The following is a 20,208-nucleotide window of genomic DNA, read 5'->3' on the forward strand; positions in this document are numbered from 1 at the left end:
TGTCGACTGCGAATTGGTGCGGTATCTGCCCTACGTCTAGCGCCGTCGCATTTGCATCCCTTTCGGATCGCGCCCTTGTCCCTCTGGACACCGACCCCGGCTGGTGAAGTCGGTCCGGACGGGATGCGGCGGCTATCGTTCGGTCGGCGACTTCGGCTTGCGGGAGCCGTGGCCGGAGTCTGTGTACGGTGCTGCTTCCACTCGCCGGCTCCGTGAAATCTTTGTGCGCGCGAGCAGTTCCGCCATCGCATGCTCGATCCCATCGGCGATCATATCGATGTCCGCGGTGCTGTCGTAGTCGCCGGTGATGCCGAACATCAACTGATCGCCATAGCTGAGGATTGCGATTCCCGTGCGGATGCGCATGGCGATCGGGACATACGCCAGAATCTCCTGCACCTCTTTACCTTGCAGGTAGAGCTGTCGGGTGGGTCCCGGAACATTGGTGGCGACCGCGCCGATCGCCCGCTGGGGGTATCGCGAGGCGAGCCGGATGGTCCACGATAGTGGAGCGAACGGAAGCGATTTGGCTATCGACAGCACAACCTGCGTCGCGTGTACTTCGCCGGTCTTCTTGTGCTCGGACACTCGGTGGTGCACCGCGTCGAGCTGATCGACCAGATCGTCGAGATCGACGGGAAGATAGGGGAGCATGACCGAAACGCGGTTGTCGAGAACGCCTTTCGCGGCCTCAGACCGTATCGAGACCGGCATCAGGATCCGAAGTTTGTCAGCTGTCGGCTCCTCACCCCTGCGCTGCAGCACGGAACGGAACGCCGACGTGACCAGTGTGAGCGCTACGTCGTTGACCGTCACTCCGAAGGCGGCGCCGACGTCACGAACAGCCGAGAGTGAGGTCCGCGCGATGGCATACCGGCGCTGCCGCCCGATCGGGCCGTTCAGCGATGACTCGACGCCGGGCAGTACCGCCCCGAGCGCGACGGGAGCCAGACCGCGCACCGTGTCGAACACGAACCGGGGTGCGTCGAGCGGCAGACGCAATCCTCTGGCTGCCGAGTCCAACCATCCTTTCGGCGCGCGGTCATCCTTGGGTGCTCGGGCTGTGTGCCCCGCCGACGCCGACGCGGTCGGCTGATCGCACAAGGCCTCGAACAGCGCGATGCCGGAGATTCCGTCGACCATGCTGTGATGTGCCTTCACCAGTACCGCCCAGCGGTCGTCGGTGAGGCGTTCGATCACCGTGCACTGCCACAGCGGGTGGTCGCGGTCCAGGCGCTCCTCCATGATGGTGGCGATCAGTTCACACAGCGTCGGCTCGTCACACGGGTCGGGCAACGCATCCCAGCGAATGTGATGGGCCAGGTCGAATTCGGGGTCATCGACCCATCTGGGTGCGGCGAGGTCGAATACGGTCGTGCGTACTTTCTGACGGAACCGAGCGTTGACCGATAGTCGCCGCGACATCTCCGCGACGAAGTCGGCGCGCGTCGGCGCTGGACCCGCCATGACAGCTACCGCGCCGATCCCGAGGTTGACATGCCGATCGACGTCCTCCACCGTCATGAATCCCGAGTCCACCTGGCCGAGCTGACTCATCGTGATGCTCCGTCCTCGGTGGAGACCGGGCCACCCGGGCAACACCGTTCACCGGCCCCGACAGCGGGCACCGCTTCTATCGTTTGAATGATCCTCCTCTTGCCGACCGCCGTCCGGCGAGATGCGAAGGTAGTCGGCTCTGGTGACCTTCGGCGGCGTCACCCACCCGTGGTCGCTGCCGAAAGTCCCGGACTATCGGGGTCTATCGGCCGTCTCGTCCCGCCTCGAATTACACGCAACCCTGGTGAGCATCGAGGTCGGCAATGAAGGGACGTACCGCCGACGATCACGGCCGATGTTGTTGACGTGAGTTGCCGGTCTCCTGAGCCGCCATGGCATACGCCCTTCACTGTTTTCGTTGATCGGGTTGCTCGAAACAGTAGGGAATCGACCGCGGGTCCTCATCGTCCGAGGTCGCGGCGTCTGAATCCGGCCCAGGCGATTCCGGTCGCACCCGCGACCACCGCCAGCAGGGCGAGGCTCGTTCTCGGATCGAATTCCGCCGACGGCAGGAGTGCGGTGTATCGCAAAGGGGAAGCCACAGTGAACCACTCGGGTAGCTCGAAAGCTTCGGCGAACATCACTGCGACGACCACATACGCGTAGAACAGCCAGGACAACGCCACAGCGCCGCGCGGTGCCCAGCCGACGACGGCAGCCGTCACCGCCACGATCACCCACACCGCGGGGACATATCCGAGCGCCGATGCCGCCAGCCGCACGCTTTGGAGTGGATCACCGACAGTCACGCCGTAAGCGAGCCCGTCGCCCAACCCACCGGCGACCAGCACGAGAGCGCTGCCGATCATCGCCACTGCGAGATATCCGCTGAGCCACCGCACCCGCCCGACCGGCGCCGCCAGAATCACCTCCGCCTGTCCCGAATTCTCATCGGACCGCGCGCGCAGCACACCCGCCACCCCGTAGGCGGCTGCCAGCAGCGCGATGATCGACAGGGTGAGCGAGAGATAGGAATCGACCGCATCACGCGCGTTTCCCGTCAGGTAGCCGGCAATCTCGGGGTTGTCCGCGAGGAACTGCTCGATGCTGTCGGCGAAAGACCCGTAGGCGAGTCCGAGAACGAAAGCTCCGATGCACCAACCGAATACGGTTGCTCGTTGCAGCCGCCACACGAGGCCGACCGGTGAACCGAGCAGGCGCGACGCCGTGCCGCGGCCCGTCCTGTACCCGAACATTCCCGCACCGAAATCACGACGCCTCGAAAGCTCGACCGCCACCGCGATCAGTACCACCGACATCGCCGCGAACAGCGCCAGCGGCCACCAACGATCGTCGACATAGGGATAGGTGCGCTGCCCCCACCCGATCGGTGACGCCCAGGCCACCGCGTCGTTTCCCACATCGCCGATCGCGCGCAGGACATACGCCGACGCGACCAGGGCGCTGATCGCCCCGTAGACGCTGCGTGGATTCTGGAAGACCTGTGCTGCGACGGTCGTCGCCGCGGCGACGGTGAATCCGAGACCGGCGATCGCCGATCCGACCAGCACCGAACCCGCCACGGGCAAGCCGGTCACCGTCGCGGTGACGAAAACAACCAGCGCGACAACGACATTCGTGATCGCGGCGACGACGAGGGCCGCTACGAGAGGCGCGTGCCGCCCCACCCGCGCCGACCTGATCAGCTCCCCACGTCCTGACTCTTCGTCGGAGCGCGTATTCCTGCCGATCACGAACATGTTCATCAGCGAGACGACGATCGCGAGATAGGCGAAGATCTCGAAGACGACTTCGCCGCCGACGGTCTCCAACAGTCGCGTCGGTCCGCCCATCGCGACTATCGCGGCGTTCGCGCTCATGGTGGCGCGCAACTGCGCCAATTTCGCGGGCGAGTCGTAGAAATTCTGACTGCTCACCGACTGCAGCGCCATCAAGGCGCCGATCCCAAGCAGCCACCAGGGCAGCGCCCACCGCTCACGGCGCAGCGCGAAGCGCACCAGCGTCGTGACGCCCGCAGCCTGCGGGACAGCGGTGACGGAGTTCATCACACTCCCACCGCTGCGCTCGGCGCGACCTCGTAGTGGCGCAGGAAGATCTCCTCCAGGGTTGGTTTGCTGCTGGTCATCGCGATCACGCCGAGATCGGCCAGCGCCCGCAGGACACCGTCGAAGTGCACGGTCTCGACCTCGAAGCGAGCGTGACTGCCGTCCACGGTCAGCCCGCGCACCCCCGGCACGGCGGCGAGCGCGGTGGCGGGTCGATCGGTCTCGACGCTGATCGAGGTCGTCTGCAGATGCCGCAACTCGGCGAGCGATCCGCTTTCCACCGTGTGACCGTTGCGGACGATGCTGACCCGATCACACAGCGCCTCGACTTCGGCGAGTAGGTGAGTGGACAGCAGCACCGTGCGCCCCTCACTCACCACCTCGCGGACACAGCTCTGGAACTCGGCCTCTTTCAACGGGTCGAGGCCCGCGGTCGGTTCGTCGAACAAGAAGAGCTCCGCGTCCGAGGCCAGCGCGGCTATCAAAGCGACCTTCTGCCGGTTGCCTTTGGAGTAGGCGCGAGCCTTCACCGTCGGGTCGAGCTCGAATCGGTCGAGAAACTCGCCGCGTCGGCGGGGGTCGATTCCGCCGCGCAGCTTCGCGAGCAGATCGATGGTCTCACCGCCGGTGATGCCCGGCCACAGCGTGACCTCCCCCGGCACATAGGCGAGCCGGGCATGCACGGCGACCGCATCGCTCCACGGGTCGGATCCGAGTACGCGGATCGTCCCCGAATCCGCGCGAAGCAACCCGAGCAGGACACGAATCGTCGTTGTTTTCCCCGCCCCGTTGGGTCCGAGAAATCCGTGTACCTCGCCGGTGTGAACGGTCAGATCGAGTTCGTCCAGTGCCTGGGTGCGGCCGAAGGATTTCGTCAGCCCGGTAATGGCGATGGCGGGGTTGTCGGTCATCATTCGATCGTTTCGCTGTCGCACAGCCTGCGGACAGAGCCGAAAGTCCCGGTGAATCTCTCGTTGGTCACCATCTCACCAACCGGTGCCATTGGTCCCCTGATTGCGGGCATCACTGCTCCGCCGGCGGCATCCACCTCGAGCGACGCTGACACCATGACACCCGCACCCCGCATCGCCGTGCTGTACGCCACCGCGCAGGGCTCGACCCGCGACATCGCCGAGTTCGTCTGGAGTGATCTCATCGCCCGTGGCGCGCGAGCCGAACTGCACGACATCGAACACGCACCAGACCTGTCGGGCATCGACTCCGTCGTCATCGGTAGCGCGATCCACGACATGGACCTACTGCCCGAAGCCTCCGCCTACCTTCGCTACAACCTGGACACGTTGGCGCACAAAGATATTTGGTTGTTCAGCGTCGGACTCGGGCCCGCGCTACGCGGACCGATCGGGCGCTGGGTCGGACGACGGATTCCCCGCAAGATCGCAGCCACGATGAGCACGCTGCACCTGCGCGACTACACCGCCTTCGCCGGCCAGTACGAACGTGAGGGTGTCTCGTGGCGCGCCAGGACCATGTACCGCGTGCTCGGCCGCGCACGCTATGGCGACCTGCGCGACTGGCAGGCCGTGCGCGAATGGTCCACCGGGATCGGTGATGCTCTCGAGCTTCCGCACGCCGCTGTGAGCGTTGTCCATCCGTGATGGTGAGGCTCACCGTTCGCGGCACCACTCAGCCGAACCATCCGTGTCATCGTCCCTGATCACAGCAAATTTTTCTCCCGTGGACGTCGGTGGCATCGGGTATCGCGTCCTACACCGACTGGGCTGAACTCGTATCTCGAAAGCGCAGTGATGGAACTCGATGTCAGGGCTGGAACTGCCCGGTGGGGGAGGGGTTCCATCACTGCTGGCTGCGAACCACGATCGTCGGGATCTCCACCGAGTGCAGCAACGCGTTGCTCGTCGACCCGAGCAACATGCTGGAGAATCCGCCTCTGCCATGGCTGCCGACCACCAGCAGCTGTGCCGACGCCGATTCGTCGAGCAGGCTACGGACGGGCCGATTCACGACCACGATCCGCCGCACCGGCACGTCCGGGTATCGCGCGACGTAGTCGGCCAGTGCCTCGGCGAGATCTTCCTCGGCCGACTGCCTGCCCAGCTCCCAGTCGAACACGGGTAGGTCCAGCGCACTGGCGTCGCTGAACGCGTGCAACGCGACGAGTTCCACCTTGCGGCGCGACGCCTCGTCGAAGGCGAGGGCGATCGCGGGCACGCTGTTGGGGTTGCAGTCGACCCCGACCAGTACCGGCTGCGCGGCCGACACCGGATCCATCGCGGTCATGCCCTGAATCACCGCCACCGGGCAGTGCGCATGCTGCGCGGCCGCCCGGCTGACCGAGCCGAGCAGGCCGCGCTGGAAGGCGCCGAGCCCACGACTGCCGACCACCAGAATCTGCGCCGAGCGCGAACGCTGGATCAGCAATGGTGCCGCCAGTTCGAAACTCACCTCGGTGGTAATCGCGAGATCCTCGTCGGGAACGGCGGCGCGGGCGACTCGTTCGGCCTCCCCGACGACCCGCTCGGCGTCCAACCGCAACCACTCGAGGTCTGCCTCGCCCAGTGACATGCCGGGACCGAACCCGGTCTGAATCGCGCCCGAGGTCAGAATATGCAGTGGCAGGTGATGCAGAGCGGCTTCGGCCGCTGCCCAGGCTGCGGCCTGGTACGAGTTCGCCGACCCGTCGACCGCGGCCAGCACCGGTCGTGGACCGTGCTCGGTCGTCTCCTGTTTGTCTGCGCTCATCGTCGCTCCTCTTGCCGTCGCGATACTCCGACGATCGCGCTCTGTGAATCGAGCATCGTCTGGTTCGGCTCTTGAGGTCAGGGGACAAGGTCATTGCTGGACCGGGCCGATCGGCCCCGGATCGGCCCGAAACGCGTACGAACCAGCGCGCCGGCTCACCGCTACTCCGACCCACTGCCTGCCTTCTCAGCCGGTGATCCGCACACCACGGCGATCACTTCAGTGGTAGCCCGATACGACTTGCCCGAAAGTCCTCTGGCTTGGGGCGGTTCGGCACTATGACATGCCGTGGCCAGGTCGTAACGTCCATTTCACAGCGTTATCGCAGGTTAAGGAGCATTTGATGCGAGCACGAGTTGTCTACGAATCCATGTTCGGAAATACCGCCGCGATCGCCACCGCGATTGCACAGGGCCTCGGCGAGCACGCCGAGGTCGAGATATTGAGTGTGGCGGCGGCCGCCGCGACGCCAGATCCGATGATCGACCTTCTGGTAGTAGGCGGCCCGACGCACGTTTTCGGGTTGAGCCGCCTACGGACCCGACGTGCGGCCGACGCACAGACCGACATGGGGGTGGTGGTCGATATCGGGATCAGGGAGTGGCTCGACGCGGCGCTTCCGGTTCCTCGTGGCCGGGCGGCCGCGGCCTTCGGCACGAAAACGGCCCAGCCGTCATGGCTGCCGGGCTCGGCGGCCCGCGGAGCGGGTAAACGTTTGCAGCACTTGGGGTATGCCCTTTCAGCCGATCCGATGGATTTCCTTGTCGAAGGCACGAAGGGGCCACTACGAGACGGTGAACTGGAGCGTGCGCACGCGTGGGCGGAACGGCTCGCGCGCACCGAACTCGATCGCATCGCACAGCGAGTGTGAGACGGCGATGACTCGTCACCTAACAGCTCCATCAGCGAAAACAGAAGGGTGTAGCCCGTGACCGCTCAGGAGACCGACAACACCCATCAACTGGCATCGGCAGCGATCGTCGTCGGCGCCGACGGTTCAAAGGCATCCGACGCGGCGGTTCGGTGGGCCGCGAAGACCGCTGCCCGGCGGGGACGTCGACTCCACATTGTGCACGGTCTCGATATCACCACCATGCGCTTGTTCGTTGGTAGCTTGAACGTCATCGAGCCCGAGGCCGTCGCGAAGATGCACGCGCACGGTAAACAGATCCTCACCGGGGCCATGCGATCGGCACACGCGATCGCTCCGGAGTTGACGGTGACCACCGAACTCGCCGAATCGAAACCCGCACAACTACTCATCGACTCCTCGGAAGCCGCGCATCTCGTTGTTCTCGGTGCGATCCCCGATATCGGCGCCATCGCGCATCTCGGATCGACGTTGCTCGCGGTGACCGCCCACGCGCGCGGCGCCGTCGTCGTCGTGCCCCACATCGGCGCACCGCCTAGCGACGACCAGCCGGTCGTCGTCGGTGTCGACGGCAGCAACGTGGGGGAGGCGGCGATTGCCGTCGCATTCGCCGAGGCGTCCGAACGCAACGCCGAACTCGTCGCGGTGCATGCATGGAGCGACCTGACGGTCGGCGAGTTCGCCGGTCAGTCCTATCTCGACGTTCCCATCGCCGCCCTCGAAGAGTCCGAACACACACTGCTGGCCGAGCGACTCGCCGGCTGGCAGGAGAAGTACCCGGACGTGCGGGTCACCCGCACCGTCGTCGCCGATGGACCACGCCGATATCTGGGGGACTGGTCGAAATCAGCCCAGTTGATCGTCGTCGGCAGCCGAGGCCGAGGGGGATTCAAGGGTCTGTTACTCGGCTCGACCAGCAATTGGCTGGTGCAGCACGCTGATTGTCCGGTGATGGTCGTCCACGGGCTCAGAACATGACTTCGGACCTCTCGATCGTCGCATCCGATGAGTTGGACTCGATCACGCAGGCGTCCAATCGCATCTGATCCCACTGACTATCAATCTTGCGAGATCGGAACTGGAATTCGATCGATGGGAACGGGTATGAGAACAGCGACCGCATGTGCCATCGGAGCCGGTACCTACCTCGCCGGCCTCATCGTCGGCTATGAAGTGATCCTGCGAAACCGATGCCTCACGTGGGGCGCGACACCCGACGAAATCGAGCGCACCATGCCCGGCGACGAGTTGCTGAGCGCCCCCGACACCCTGGCTACCAGGGCAATCACCATCGCCACCGGTCCGGAACAGATCTGGCCCTGGTTGGCCCAATTCGGCCCGGGCCGCGGTGGCGCCTACACCTACGACTGGATCGAGAACCTGTTCGGCCTCGACATGCACAGTGCCGATTCCATTTTGCCGCAGTTCCAAACCCTCACTGTCGGAAATACTTTCGCGCTCCGCGACAACGGCCCACAATTGCGCGTCGAGGTTCTCGTGCCCGAGCAGACACTTGTGCTCGCCTCGACCGACGGTCACTGGGTATGGGCCTTCGGCCTCTACCCCGGTCCTGATGGCACCCGACTGGTGAGCCGAAATCGCATCGCATCCCCTACGGCGACGGTACCGGTTCGCCTGTTCAACAGACTCATCATGGAACCCGGCAGCCTCGTGATGGAACGCAAGATGCTGCTCGGCATCAAAGAGCGCGCCGAACGTCGCGTCGCTACTACGTGGGATACCGGGCAACCGGATCCCGACAACCGAGACGCACCGTTGCAGTGAGAGTCCGGCGCCGTGCTCGATCCACACCACGACCGCGAGACACCGGTCGCGTCACTCGACCAGCGCGAAGCCGCGGCATACCTCACCGACAAGGAGAAACATGTACGCGATGGTTTTTCATGGACCAGGGAAAATCGCCTGGGAAGAAGTACCCGACCCCGTCCTTGCGCGAGGAACCGATGTCATTGTTCGTGTCGACGCGGTCACGATCTGCGGCACCGATCTCCACATCCTGAAAGGCGACGTACCGGAAGTGACCCCGGGGCAGATACTCGGCCACGAGGCAGTCGGCACGGTGACCGAAATCGGCAGCGCGGTGCAAACCCTCCAGATCGGTGACCGAGTCCTGATCTCCTGCATCTCCGCGTGCGGGACGTGCAGATTCTGCAGGGAAGCCAGATACGGCCAATGCATCGGCGGCGGTGGCTGGATTCTCGGCCATCTGATCGATGGCACGCAGGCCGAGCTTGTGCGCGTCCCCTTTGCCGACACCTCCACCTACCGTATCCCTGCAGGTCTCACCGACGAGCAGATGCTGATGATGGCCGACATCCTGCCGACAAGTTACGAGGTCGGTGTCCGAAACGGCCGCGTCACGCCGGGTGACGTCGTCGTCATCATCGGTGCTGGTCCCATCGGATTGGCCGCGGTGCTGACCGCGCAGCTCTACAGCCCCAGCCAGATCATCGTTGTCGATATCGCCGACAGCCGCCTCGAGGCCGCACACAAACTCGGCGCGACCACGGTGATCAACAGTCGCACCACCGATGTGCGCGGTGTCGTCGCCGCGCGCACCGGCGGCCTCGGCGCCGATGTGGCGATGGAAGCCGTCGGGATCCCGGAGACCTTCGAACTCGCGGTCGACCTGGTCCGACCCGGCGGCCATATCGCGAACATCGGTGTGCACGGCGCGCCAGCGGTCCTGCACCTGGAGAAGGTCTGGATCCGGGACCTGACCATCACCACCGGACTCGTGGACACCTCTTCGACGCCCACCCTCATCCGGCTCGTACAGAGCGGGCAGCTCGATCCGACACGGTTGATCACGGCGCGGTTCGGCCTGCACGAATTCCCGGCCGCCTACGACGAATTCACCCGAGCGCAGGAAACCGGAGCGCTCAAGGTCGTGATCTCGCGGACTTGACGCCGGACCGATCCATCGACACCTGAAGGGGCGTCCGTATGACTGTGATCGACCAGCCCGCACAGTTCACGCCGCACGCACAGTTGCGGGAAACCCACACCGGGCTGGTCCTGCTGTGTGGCGACCGCGCTTACAAAACCAAAAAGCCGATCGCCAACGACTTTCTCGACTTCAGCACGCACGAGCTCCGTGAACAGGCGTGCGTACGCGAACTCGAGTTGAACCGACGGATGGCGCCCGACGTCTATCTCGGTGTCGGCCACTTCACCGACCCGTTGGGCGGGCAGGACGAACCGGTTCTGGTGATGCGTCGGATGCCGGAGGATCGGCGTCTGTCCAATATGCTGCGCGACCCAGCGGAGAGTCGAACCGAATTGTCCGCGCTGGTGAAAATGCTCGCCGAGTTTCATCGAGTCGCTGGGCGGAGCGCCGATATCGATCGTGCGGCGACCGCGAAGTCGCTCCGTAGTCGGTGGCTTTCGGTGCTGCGCGGCCTGTTGGTGGCGCCCACCGACCTGCTCGACCCCGATCGGGTCCGTCGTGTCGAAGCCTCGGCCATGCGGTACCTCGATGGACGAGAGGCACTGATGGACAACCGGATTCGAGACCGACGGATCGTCGACGGACATGGAGATCTCCTCGCTGAGGACATCTTCGAACTGCCGGACGGATTCCGGGTGCTCGATTGCCTGGACTTCGACGACACGTTGCGCCACCTCGACTGTCTCGACGATGTCGCCTTTCTCGCGATGGATCTCGAGTTCCGGGGGCACGCTGAGCTGGCCGACCGATTCTTGGACGAATACCTCGAGGCAACCGCCGATCCGGCCCCCGCGTCACTGCGCGATCACTACATCGCCTACCGCGCGATCGTGCGCACCAAAGTGGACTGCATCCGATTCGAGCAGGGTGTGCCGGAGGCCGCCGAACAGGCCATACGACACTTGGATATCGCCCTGCGCCATCTCGACCGGGGAGCGATCCGGTTGGTGCTCGTCGGCGGTCTACCCGGAACCGGAAAATCCACCGTGGCCCGCGAACTCGCCGAGCGCACCGGTGCCACGGTCATCTCCAGTGACCACCTGCGCGGCAAACTCCGGACAGAGGGCTCTATCACCGGCCCCAGCGGGGAGTACAACGCAGGCGCCTACTCCGCCGCGGCCAGGGCAACCGTGTATTCGAACCTGCTGGCCAACGCGCACACGCAGCTGGCCAACGGGGTATCGGTGATCATCGATGCGAGCTGGACTGATCCCGATGAACGGCGCAGCGCCACGGCACTCGCCCGCGAACTCAGCGCAGATCTGATCGAACTTCGCTGCGTCGTACCTCAGTCCGTCGCGACGGAACGCATAACTCAGCGCGGCATCAGCGAGTCCGATGCGACGCCACTGATCGCCGAGTTGATGTCGCAGACCGCGGCGGCGTGGCCAGAAGCCGTCGTCTTGGACACCGTCGCGCCCATCGACGAGGTGTTGCGCGCAGCGTTGCTCGCCTGGCGGGGCGACTCCGAGCAGGAGATCGTCGGCCGGATCAATCGGTGACCATCGCGCTCGACCGCAACGAACAACACAGCCGACGCACCGGCGAGGATCTACCCGAGATCACCGACTGGTCGTGGAGCACTTCACCTAGCGGCCGGTGAGAGTGGCGGCTACGCACCAGCCTGGGCATCTAGGAACGACTATCGGTTACCTGCGATCGTGGGCCGCCTCCGTGGCGTGGTCGATCCTCGACCGGGCGTTGTAGGCCTGCGGGCATTCGACCCTATTTCGAGTCCACCTCTGCGATCCCGCAAAGGTCCATCAAGTCTTCGATCGCAACACGCGGGGTGACAGGCAGCGGTGGAGCGCACACGGGAGCCCAGCCGATTCGGATGATCGCCTGCGGGCAGGCGTTGTTGTCGAGCACACCTTCGCGAACTCTGTGACGCATGTCAGGAAGGTCGAATGGCTCGGTCAGCACGCAGGTGGCCAGGCCTACATTCGTCGCGGTCAGCAGCACGGCACTCAATGCCTCTCCGGCACGCAGGCGAGACCGACGATCATCAGCCGAGGTGCCCAGCACCAGCAGCTCGGCGAAGTCTGGCTCGCGTGCAGTTTCAGCCGACTCCAGCATCCCTGAATCGCGGGTCTCGGGTTCGCTGTCCCCTGGATAGCGAACTGCCACTGTACGTATCGCTTCGACCAAGAGGTCGCTGGAGCCCTCGGCCGCATGCCGCACGGTGGCCCCCAGCGTTGCGGCGCGTTCGGTGACCAGCCCGAGGTAACCAGGTGGAATCGGCGACGAACCGTAGGGCCTGCGGTCGGTTTGCCGGTCAGGGATCGCGGCACTCAACGCGATATCGAGCGGGACCGGTCGATGCCGAACCAGGTCGATCGACGCGAGGTGATCGGGGTCCGACGCTGTCGGCAACCGGTGCACCACGGCCGACCATCCAAGGCCCGCGAACGCGATACGCAAATGATGCAAGGCCGCGCCGCAGCTCACTACCAGATCGCGCCGCCCGGGATCGGGCGACAGCAGGGCTTGCGTCGGATCGAGGTAGAGGTGAAATGAGCGTTCCCCGATCCGCCAACGCCACGGTTGGGTGTTGTGTACCGACGGCGCCCGCCCCGCGAGCGCGAGCGCGGCTCTCAGGGTGCGGTCATCGATCGGCCCGTGCTCCATCCTTGTTGTCCTTTCTCGTCTCGATCTCACGTTCCCACCATCGCGACGTCTCGAAGAAGAGCAAGACGACCCCTCTTGACAGGACTTCAGGTGCCACTTGCGAGTGCGGGGGCGCCCTCCGAAAATCTCGTTGGCAACAAAGCGGCAAGCGCCACCGCGCGCTCGAAGCGTGCCCCGAAAAGTCAAGGGACTTCGGTCATCGAAGCGGGGGCCGATCTCCGATGCCCCGACTCTGCTCACTCGGTATCCTGGGGTTATTCGTCTGGAGGTACACAAGATGATCAAGGTGTTCCTTGTCGACGACCATCAGATCGTGCGACGCGGCATCAAAGACCTCATCGACTACGAGCCCGACCTCGACGTGATCGGCGAGGCCGGCAGCGTGTCACAAGCGCTGGCACGTATCCCCGCGTTGCGTCCCGACGTTGTCATCCTGGACGTGCGGCTTCCTGACGGCAACGGTATCGAGCTCTGTCGCGAGCTCTTGGACCAGAACGCGGACCTGCGCTGTTTGATCCTCACCTCATTCACCGATGAGCAAGCCATGCTCGACGCCATCTTGGCCGGGGCCCGCGGCTACGTGGTCAAAGACATCGGAACACTGGAACTGATCGAAGCCATTCGCGAGGTCGGCGCGGGCAAATCCCTGCTCGACAATCGAGCCGCCGCGGCTCTTATGGCGAAGCTGCGTGAAGAGGCCGGGGCAAAGACCGGGCCGTTGTCGGGCCTCACCGACCAGGAGCGGACGCTGCTCGACCTATTGGGCGAGGGACTCACGAACCGGCAAATCGCGAGCCGGATGTTCCTGGCGGAGAAAACTGTGAAGAACTACGTCTCGCGGCTACTCACCAAGCTCGGCGTCGAGCGACGCACCCAGGCCGCGGTGCTGGTCTCGAAGCTCAACACACCCAAACTGCAAGAATGAGGGACAAACCCGCACTCCGCCCCGTGCGAAGATGGACACCATGAAAGGCACGCCGTCCGACACGGACCGGCCCGGCCGGACACCGGTGACAGCGGACCCGTCGCAGGCGCGACCGCGGGAAGTGCTCGGCGAGGTCCACGATCGGATCGCGCAGGTCGTCGGTGTCCGCGATCAAATGGACCGCCTGATCGAGGCGATGCTGGTCGTCACCACCGGATTGGATCTCGACAACACCCTGCGCACGATCGTGCACACCGCCATCGAACTGGTCGACGCCGAATACGGCGCGCTCGGCGTCCGAGAAAACGACAAGACCAGCAACCAACTCGCCGAATTCGTCTACGAGGGCATCGACGACCGAACCCGCATGATGATCGGCGACCTCCCGCGCGGTCACGGCGTACTCGGACTTCTCATCCAGGAACCGAAACCCATACGGCTGACCAATCTTTCGAAGCACCCCTCATCGGTCGGCTTTCCCGATCACCACCCGCCGATGAGCACTTTCCTCGGCGTCCCGGTCAAAGTCCGCGACGAGGTACTCGGCAACCTCTACCTCACCGAAAAAGTCGGCGGCCAAGAGTTCACCGAAGACGACGAACTGATCGTCCAAGCGCTGGCAGCGGCGGCAGGTATCGCGATCGCCAACGCCCGGCTATACGAGGAATCTCAGGTCCGCCAGCAGTGGCTCGAGGCGACTCGAGATGTCGCCACCGAACTACTCGCGGGCAGCGAGCCGGACGCCGCGTTCGACCTCGTCGCCGAGCGAGCATTGACACTCACCCGGTCTGCGTGCACGTTCCTCGCTCGTCCCGAAGACCTCGAGATTCCCCACGCCGATGTCACCGAACTTGTGGTGGTCGCCGCCGCCGGCGTCGGTGCCGAGGCACTCATCGGGCAGCGCATCCCGGTCGACGAGCCCCACTCCGGCGACACCTTCCGGCGTGGAGAGATCATCGCTGTCGACGAACTCACCTTCACCCCGCTGTTCGACAACCCGTCGAAATTCGGTCCGGCGCTGATCCTGCCGCTGCGGGCCGACCATGCCGTCACCGGCATCCTGGCCACCGTGCGCCCCGCAGGCGCACAGCCGCTCGACGCCGCCGAGCAGACGATGATGGCGGCCTTCTCCGAACAGGCCGCGCTGGCGCTGCAATTGGCTCGCACCCAACGGCGCATGCGCGAACTCGACGTGCTCTCCGATCGCGACCGAATCGCGCGCGACCTGCATGACCACGTCATCCAGCGGCTGTTCGCGGTCGGCCTTTCGTTGCAGAGCACGGCACAGCGGTCCCGCGCCCCCGAGATCACAACCCGACTCACCGAAACCATCCAGGACGTCCAGGCGATAGTGCAGGACATCAGGCACTCGATCTTCGATCTGCACAGCAGCACCGCCGCCGACGCCCCGACCCTGCGCAAACGATTGCACGCGGTGATCGCCGATATGGTCGGCGACAGCGGGCTTCGCACCACTGTGCGGCTGGCTGGTCCGGTCTCGGTACTCGCGCCGCCGCTGTCGGAGGACGTCGAGGCGGTCCTGCGTGAATCGGTGAGCAACGTGGTCCGCCACGCCGGCGCGACAACGGTATCTGTCTACCTCCGAGTCGGTGACGATGTCACCATCGAAGTGACCGATGACGGCGCGGGGATACCCGACGAAATCGAGCAGCGGAGCGGACTCGCGAACCTCGCGGTGCGTGCCGCGCAATCGAGCGGCAGCTTCGGCATCGCGAGGGGTCCGGATGGCGGCACGATTGTGCGCTGGTCGGTGCCGTTGCCGTAGGCAAGGTTCGCGGCCACGAGCTGCCTTTGGGCCCTGCGATTCGGGACCAACGACAGGCGCGCCCAACCGCTTCGGATCCACGGGCTGATGGTGGTGGCCTAATCCCCGACCCGGCGGATGTCGGCGCTGCGTTGCTGAAGGTTGTCAATTGTGCCCGCTAAGCGGTCCGACTCCGGCCGCGGCCTGGTCGGTCGGTCAGGACCCGGCGCAGGGACCTGTGGTCACTGTATCGCGCGGCCACGTGACGGATCTGTACAAACCCGGCATCTGTGGCCTAATATTAGGCAAGCCTCACCGAACATCGGGAAGGCTACTTCCATCCCGAGCTTGTCCGGAGAGGCCGCCCGTGTACGTCTGTAACTGTTTCGCGGTGACCGAGGAGGACGTCCGCCGACACATCGCCGACGGCGCGTGCACACCTCGAAGGATCGCCTCGGCGTGCAAAGCGGGCACTGATTGCGGATCGTGCGTGCGCCGTATCCAAGCGCTGCTCGCCCGCACCGCCTTGCACCGCGAGTACGAATCCGGTGCCGAGAACCTCGACGAGGTTGCTTAGGTGTTGGGCTGCTCGATCAGCTGCGCGATATAGAGCGGTTCGCCGAGCTTCTCGACCAGCTCCAATTGCGTATCCAGGTAGTCGATGTGGTGCTCCTCATCAGCGAGGATCGACTCGAAGATATTGGCGGAGGTGATATCTCCCTTGGCGCGCATCACCTCTATCCCACGCCGCAGCCGGTCGATGGCCTCCACTTCGACCTCTCGGTCGGCCTGGAACATCTCGGTCACGGTCTGCCCCACACGAACATGGAACAGCCGCTGATAGTTGGGCAGACCGTCCAGGAACAGGATCCGGTCGGTCAGGAGCTCCGCGTGCTTCATCTCGTCGATGGACTCGGAGCGGGTGTACTTGGCGAGCTTGGTCCAGCCGAAATTTTCTTGCATCTTCGCGTGCAGGAAGTACTGGTTGATCGCGGTCAACTCCGCGGTCAACTGTTCGTTCAGAAACTCGATCACTTCAGGATCGCCTTGCATGGGCCGAACTCCTTCCGGAAACGAATCGGGGCGATGCGCATCATCGCAGCGTGGCCCCGGCGCAGTCCAGTAAGCCCACACTTGGTCGCGGCCGCGCGTTCTCCCCGACAAACGCTGTAATCACTTGATTCGCAATCCCTTTCGATGCTCATCGACCAACCGCGATCTCGAGATCCGAAGTGGGCGTGCGAGTCTAGACCGGCATTCCGGGAAGATGCAGAGATCGAGAACGCGCCGGTTCAACAAGAGCTGGCGCGTTCGACTGTCGTGAACACGAACATCACGCTCCCGCAGGCGGTGTCGAGGTTCGCCATCAAACCACTCTGGCCCTCGAGCTGCGCGCCCAAGCCCGGGTCATCTGCACAGCTGGTCAGGACGATGGATCGGTGCCGCGGTCGTCGAGTTCGTGGTGCAGGCCGGTGTTGATGCGCAGCGCTTCGGCGAGCTGGTCTTCCAGGATCACGATCCGGCACGACGCGTCGAGGGCGTTGCCGGCATCGACGAGTTCGCGCACACGCCCGGCGATACGGAGCTGGTAGCGCGAGTAGCGGCGGTGCCCGCCCTCGGAGCGTTGCGGAGTCAGTAGCCGGGCGGCGTCGAGGCCACGCAGGAATGCTTGGGTGACGCCGAGGATCTCCGCGGCGCGTCCCATGCTGTAGGCGGGATAGGTGTCGTCGTCGAGTTTGTCCGCGGCGCTGGCATCGTCGGCGGGGTGGGTTTTCGGGTGCTGCACAAGGCCTCTCGGTTCAACGCCGGAAGGCCCCGGCGCGCTGTGCGCCGGGGCCTTGATTTACGACTTAGGGATTGAGTTCAACTGTGTTCACCGGCCATGGGGCCCGGTCTGAGACACGCATCCGACACTTCCCAGGATGCGGAACTGGTAAAGGACTACTCAGTGGCAAACCACCTCCTGGATCGTCGGGCTCTTCCTGCCGTACTGCACTAGCTGGTACTGCACCTACTTTCACTTGCGGGTGCTGCGCTTGTCTTGCTTCATCGCCCCGCCGACGGTCCGGCCGACTGCACCGGATTCTCTTCTCCGCCAGGCGGGGCGGTCGAACTGTCCTGGGCAGCTCACCTGCCCGGGCATCTACTGCACTTACTTGGTACTGCACTTACTTACTTGGTACTGCGCTTGCACTTACTGCACTTACTTCACTTGCTGGTACTGCACTTGTCTTGCTTCATCACCCCGCCGGTGGTCCGGCCGACTGCACCGGATTCTCTTCTCCGCCAGGCGGGGCGGTCGAACTGTCCCGGGCAGCTCACCTGCCCGGCCCATCTGATTTTGTGGAACGACAGCGACTGTATACGCCAACTTCGAGAATGTCTACACCCACCACGATAGGTTTTTTGCATCACACGGCGAGTGGGCTCGGCGCCCTGCTCACGGCAGTAATCGAACCTGCGACCCGGGCTGCAGCACCCGGCTCAGTTGACCGCCGATATCTCCGGGATGCGCAGCCCTTCCTGGCGGTCAGGTGGGCGCACCCGTGTACGGTGCGAGCGTCCTTGCTGGTGGGCAAGCTGTCCGCGTCGAGGCGTCAGCGCACTTCGGGCGCTGTGCGGTGCCGATCCTGGAATGTGCATGTACGTCGCAGCGCGTTCGGCATCGCACACCTGGTGCACGCCCTCCGTTCGCCGTCGATACCGCCGCTGAAGTCGACGCGCTGGCCCAGCGACTGGCGAGTGCGGGCGTGCGGCTCGTTCGAGAACCAGGCCCACTGGACAGTGACGATCGAAAACCGCTGACAGCAGTTGAGCAATGTACTCACCACCATGAGCGCGGACACGAAACGCGTGTTGGGAGCGATTCTTTGCCGGCGGTTGTGCGGCGTCGGTCAGGCTGCGAGGCGAGTGCCGCGGCGCCAGACCGCCCGAGTGTTGAGGGTGTCGGAGATGGAAGTGGTCGGGTCGCCCTCGACGAGGAGGAGGTCGGCGCGCAGGCCATCGGCGATCCGTCCGCGGTCGTCGAGTCCGAATCGGCGTGCGGTGGTGGCGGTTGCGGCGCGCAGTGCCTGAGTGGGGGAGAGGCCAGCCTGAACCAGATACTGGAGTTCGTGGTGGACGCTGGCGCCGTGGGCGAGTCCGCCCAGGAAGGGCAGCGGCAGTGATGCATCAGTGCCCGCTAGAAGGTCCACGCCGATGTCGCTGAGCACTTTGACGGTGGCTAGGACGTCTTCGATCCGCCCTCGAGGGTAGTGGCCGAAGCTCGAGCGCAGTGCCTTGTCCCAGTCGGGATCGAGGCGCGAGGCGACGCGTTTATCGTCTGCGAGTTCGCTGCCGTTGATCCCCATCATGGAGGCGTTGAGAACGATGCATGGGGTAACGAACACCCCGGCACTCTTGATCAGATCGATGATCTCGTCGGTGTGCGGTCGGTCCATGAACAAATGAGCCAGGCCGTCGATTCCTGCTTCGATGGCCATGCGGGTCGCGTCAATAGTCAGAGCGTGGGCGATGGTGAGTTTTCCGCGTCGCTTTGCCTCGGCCACTCCGGCGTTCAAGGTTGGCTGGTCGAGCATCGGCAGGCCGGGGTGCCCTTCGACGCTGCCGTCGTCGACCATGAACTTGATGTAGTCGGAGCCGCGTTCTATGAGTTGCGGAATGAACGCGACAGCTTCGGCTGGGGTGGTGGAGAACGGCATGAGCGGAGGCTCGCCGACAGGCTTGACCCCAGGGGGTGGGCCGGGGCGGAAGCCTTCGGGGAACAGCTCACTCGGGTGCCCGCCCGGCGGAGTGATTCCGAAACCGGAGGAGCGTACGTCGGCGACCGTGTCGTCGTCGCGGATGCCTGCGCGGTTGTGACGAGTATTGGTGCCTTGCATCTCCAGTTCTGTGGTCACCCCGAACCTCAGGGCCAAAGCCAACGCGTCCCGGCTGGTATGCACGTGGGCGTCGATCAGGCCCGGCAGTAGTGTCGCTCCACTGCCATCAATGATCTCAGCTCCGTCGGGGACATCACCACCGACGCGGAGAATCTTGCCGTCCTCGACGAGGACAGTGACGATACCCAGTGCCTTCTCGCCGTCGAAGACCTGTGCATTGGTGATGGCTGTCGTAGACATAGCGCGCCTCGATCCTTGGTTGACCCCTGCGGTCAATGTATACTACAAGCTATGGAAATGCTTCAAGGTATGCATATTGATGGCAATCGATCCGGACTGTTCGCATGAGCAGTGCGGTCCCGCAGCCGGGCGATGGGAGCAGCCTGCTCGACCAGATCGGGCCGGCGTTGTCGCGATTGCGACGGCGAACTTCGGGTGGTCGTGGTGATCTCACGCGCAACCTGGTCCTGAACGTGATCGCGGACGCCGCTGCAGAGATGACGGTCGGGGGCATCGCGATCGAGATGGGTGTGACCCAGCCCGTCGCCAGCCGAACGATCGCTTCGTGCATCACAGACGGATTGTTGCGGCGGGCCGCTTCCCAAACAGATGGTCGGCGCACTGTTTTGGAGCTCACCGACGTCGGCGAGGCGGAGCGGTATCGCTTTGCTTGCGAGCAACGCCAGGCCTTCGAGGAGATCACCGCGGAATGGGATCTGACCGAACGGACGCAATTCGCCCAATTATTGATCCGCTACAGCCAAGATGCCAGCGACTGGTCCACGCGGCGGCACCATCGCGACAAGGGCCGGTGAACATCGGGGCGACCGACTGATAGGAGACGGAGCGACGTCGACTGTGCAAACCTTCGGCGTTCGCT

Annotated in this window: 18 protein-coding genes; 10 read left to right on the forward strand and 8 right to left on the reverse strand. The window is 64.5% G+C overall.

Going from position 1 to position 20,208, the window contains the following annotated elements:
* Positions 1–132: 132 nt before the first annotated feature.
* From IBJ82_RS22010 to IBJ82_RS22020, 3 genes are all read right to left on the reverse strand, one after another.
* Positions 133–1,557, reverse strand: coding sequence for a wax ester/triacylglycerol synthase family O-acyltransferase (locus IBJ82_RS22010; RefSeq protein ID WP_194827874.1), 1,425 nt, complete (start codon positions 1,555–1,557; stop codon positions 133–135).
* A 401-nt stretch (positions 1,558–1,958) separates the two neighbouring features.
* The gene (locus IBJ82_RS22015; RefSeq protein ID WP_194827875.1) at positions 1,959–3,563 is read right to left on the reverse strand and encodes an ABC transporter permease; all 1,605 of its coding nucleotides are present in this window, start codon (positions 3,561–3,563) and stop codon (positions 1,959–1,961) included.
* Positions 3,563–4,474 (reverse strand): ATP-binding cassette domain-containing protein, encoded by a 912-nt coding sequence (locus IBJ82_RS22020; protein WP_370585423.1) that lies wholly within the window; start codon positions 4,472–4,474, stop codon positions 3,563–3,565. The genes IBJ82_RS22015 and IBJ82_RS22020 overlap by 1 nt, the downstream gene beginning before the upstream one ends.
* A 156-nt stretch (positions 4,475–4,630) precedes the next feature.
* Between IBJ82_RS22020 and IBJ82_RS22025 the strand changes: the two genes are divergently transcribed.
* On the forward strand, positions 4,631–5,182 hold the full coding sequence (locus IBJ82_RS22025) for a flavodoxin domain-containing protein (protein WP_194827877.1): 552 nt from the start codon (positions 4,631–4,633) through the stop codon (positions 5,180–5,182).
* Positions 5,183–5,381: 199 nt separating this feature from the next.
* On the opposite strand, the gene IBJ82_RS22030 is transcribed toward IBJ82_RS22025, so the two are convergent.
* Positions 5,382–6,287: a universal stress protein gene (locus IBJ82_RS22030; RefSeq protein ID WP_194827878.1), complete on the reverse strand. Its 906-nt coding sequence runs from the start codon at positions 6,285–6,287 to the stop codon at positions 5,382–5,384.
* A 343-nt stretch (positions 6,288–6,630) separates the two neighbouring features.
* Here IBJ82_RS22030 and IBJ82_RS22035 point away from each other — a divergent pair, with 343 nt between their 5' ends.
* From IBJ82_RS22035 to IBJ82_RS22055, 5 genes are all read left to right on the forward strand, one after another.
* Positions 6,631–7,158, forward strand: coding sequence for a flavodoxin domain-containing protein (locus IBJ82_RS22035; RefSeq protein WP_194827879.1), 528 nt, complete (start codon positions 6,631–6,633; stop codon positions 7,156–7,158).
* 57 nt (positions 7,159–7,215) lie between these two features.
* Entirely contained in the window at positions 7,216–8,136 is a 921-nt protein-coding gene (locus tag IBJ82_RS22040; RefSeq protein WP_194827880.1) for a universal stress protein, read from the forward strand.
* 126 nt (positions 8,137–8,262) lie between these two features.
* Positions 8,263–8,943, forward strand: a complete 681-nt coding sequence (locus IBJ82_RS22045) for an SRPBCC family protein (protein ID WP_194827881.1) — start codon at positions 8,263–8,265, stop codon at positions 8,941–8,943.
* A gap of 100 nt (positions 8,944–9,043) precedes the next feature.
* Positions 9,044–10,087: a zinc-dependent alcohol dehydrogenase family protein gene (locus IBJ82_RS22050; protein WP_194827882.1), complete on the forward strand. Its 1,044-nt coding sequence runs from the start codon at positions 9,044–9,046 to the stop codon at positions 10,085–10,087.
* Positions 10,088–10,125: 38 nt separating this feature from the next.
* On the forward strand, positions 10,126–11,631 hold the full coding sequence (locus IBJ82_RS22055; protein ID WP_194827883.1) for an AAA family ATPase: 1,506 nt from the start codon (positions 10,126–10,128) through the stop codon (positions 11,629–11,631).
* 223 nt (positions 11,632–11,854) lie between these two features.
* Here IBJ82_RS22055 and IBJ82_RS22060 read toward each other — a convergent pair whose 3' ends face one another.
* On the reverse strand, positions 11,855–12,757 hold the full coding sequence (locus tag IBJ82_RS22060; RefSeq protein WP_194828407.1) for an NAD(P)H nitroreductase: 903 nt from the start codon (positions 12,755–12,757) through the stop codon (positions 11,855–11,857).
* Between the two features lie 277 nt (positions 12,758–13,034).
* Between IBJ82_RS22060 and IBJ82_RS22065 the strand changes: the two genes are divergently transcribed.
* From IBJ82_RS22065 to IBJ82_RS35430, 3 genes are all read left to right on the forward strand, one after another.
* The gene (locus tag IBJ82_RS22065) at positions 13,035–13,682 is read left to right on the forward strand and encodes a response regulator transcription factor (protein WP_194827884.1); all 648 of its coding nucleotides are present in this window, start codon (positions 13,035–13,037) and stop codon (positions 13,680–13,682) included.
* A 40-nt stretch (positions 13,683–13,722) separates the two neighbouring features.
* The gene (locus tag IBJ82_RS22070; protein WP_194828408.1) at positions 13,723–15,468 is read left to right on the forward strand and encodes a GAF domain-containing sensor histidine kinase; all 1,746 of its coding nucleotides are present in this window, start codon (positions 13,723–13,725) and stop codon (positions 15,466–15,468) included.
* Between the two features lie 346 nt (positions 15,469–15,814).
* The gene (locus IBJ82_RS35430) at positions 15,815–16,024 is read left to right on the forward strand and encodes a bacterioferritin-associated ferredoxin (protein WP_056809392.1); all 210 of its coding nucleotides are present in this window, start codon (positions 15,815–15,817) and stop codon (positions 16,022–16,024) included.
* On the opposite strand, the gene bfr is transcribed toward IBJ82_RS35430, so the two are convergent.
* The 3 genes from bfr to IBJ82_RS22090 all read right to left on the reverse strand — a co-directional run bounded on the left by bfr (position 16,021) and on the right by IBJ82_RS22090 (position 19,604).
* The gene (gene bfr / locus IBJ82_RS22080) at positions 16,021–16,500 is read right to left on the reverse strand and encodes a bacterioferritin (protein WP_194827885.1); all 480 of its coding nucleotides are present in this window, start codon (positions 16,498–16,500) and stop codon (positions 16,021–16,023) included. The two genes, IBJ82_RS35430 and bfr, sit on opposite strands and share 4 nt — an antisense overlap.
* Before the next feature lie 370 nt (positions 16,501–16,870).
* Positions 16,871–17,233, reverse strand: coding sequence for a helix-turn-helix domain-containing protein (locus tag IBJ82_RS22085; protein ID WP_370585424.1), 363 nt, complete (start codon positions 17,231–17,233; stop codon positions 16,871–16,873).
* Between the two features lie 1,108 nt (positions 17,234–18,341).
* Positions 18,342–19,604 (reverse strand): amidohydrolase family protein, encoded by a 1,263-nt coding sequence (locus IBJ82_RS22090; RefSeq protein ID WP_228537543.1) that lies wholly within the window; start codon positions 19,602–19,604, stop codon positions 18,342–18,344.
* Between the two features lie 68 nt (positions 19,605–19,672).
* Between IBJ82_RS22090 and IBJ82_RS22095 the strand changes: the two genes are divergently transcribed.
* Positions 19,673–20,143 (forward strand): MarR family winged helix-turn-helix transcriptional regulator, encoded by a 471-nt coding sequence (locus tag IBJ82_RS22095; protein WP_194827886.1) that lies wholly within the window; start codon positions 19,673–19,675, stop codon positions 20,141–20,143.
* The last annotated feature ends 65 nt before the right edge of the window (positions 20,144–20,208 follow it).

Origin of the sequence: Nocardia sp. XZ_19_231 (assembly GCF_015355705.1) — a bacterium.
Lineage (GTDB): Bacteria > Actinomycetota > Actinomycetes > Mycobacteriales > Mycobacteriaceae > Nocardia > Nocardia salmonicida.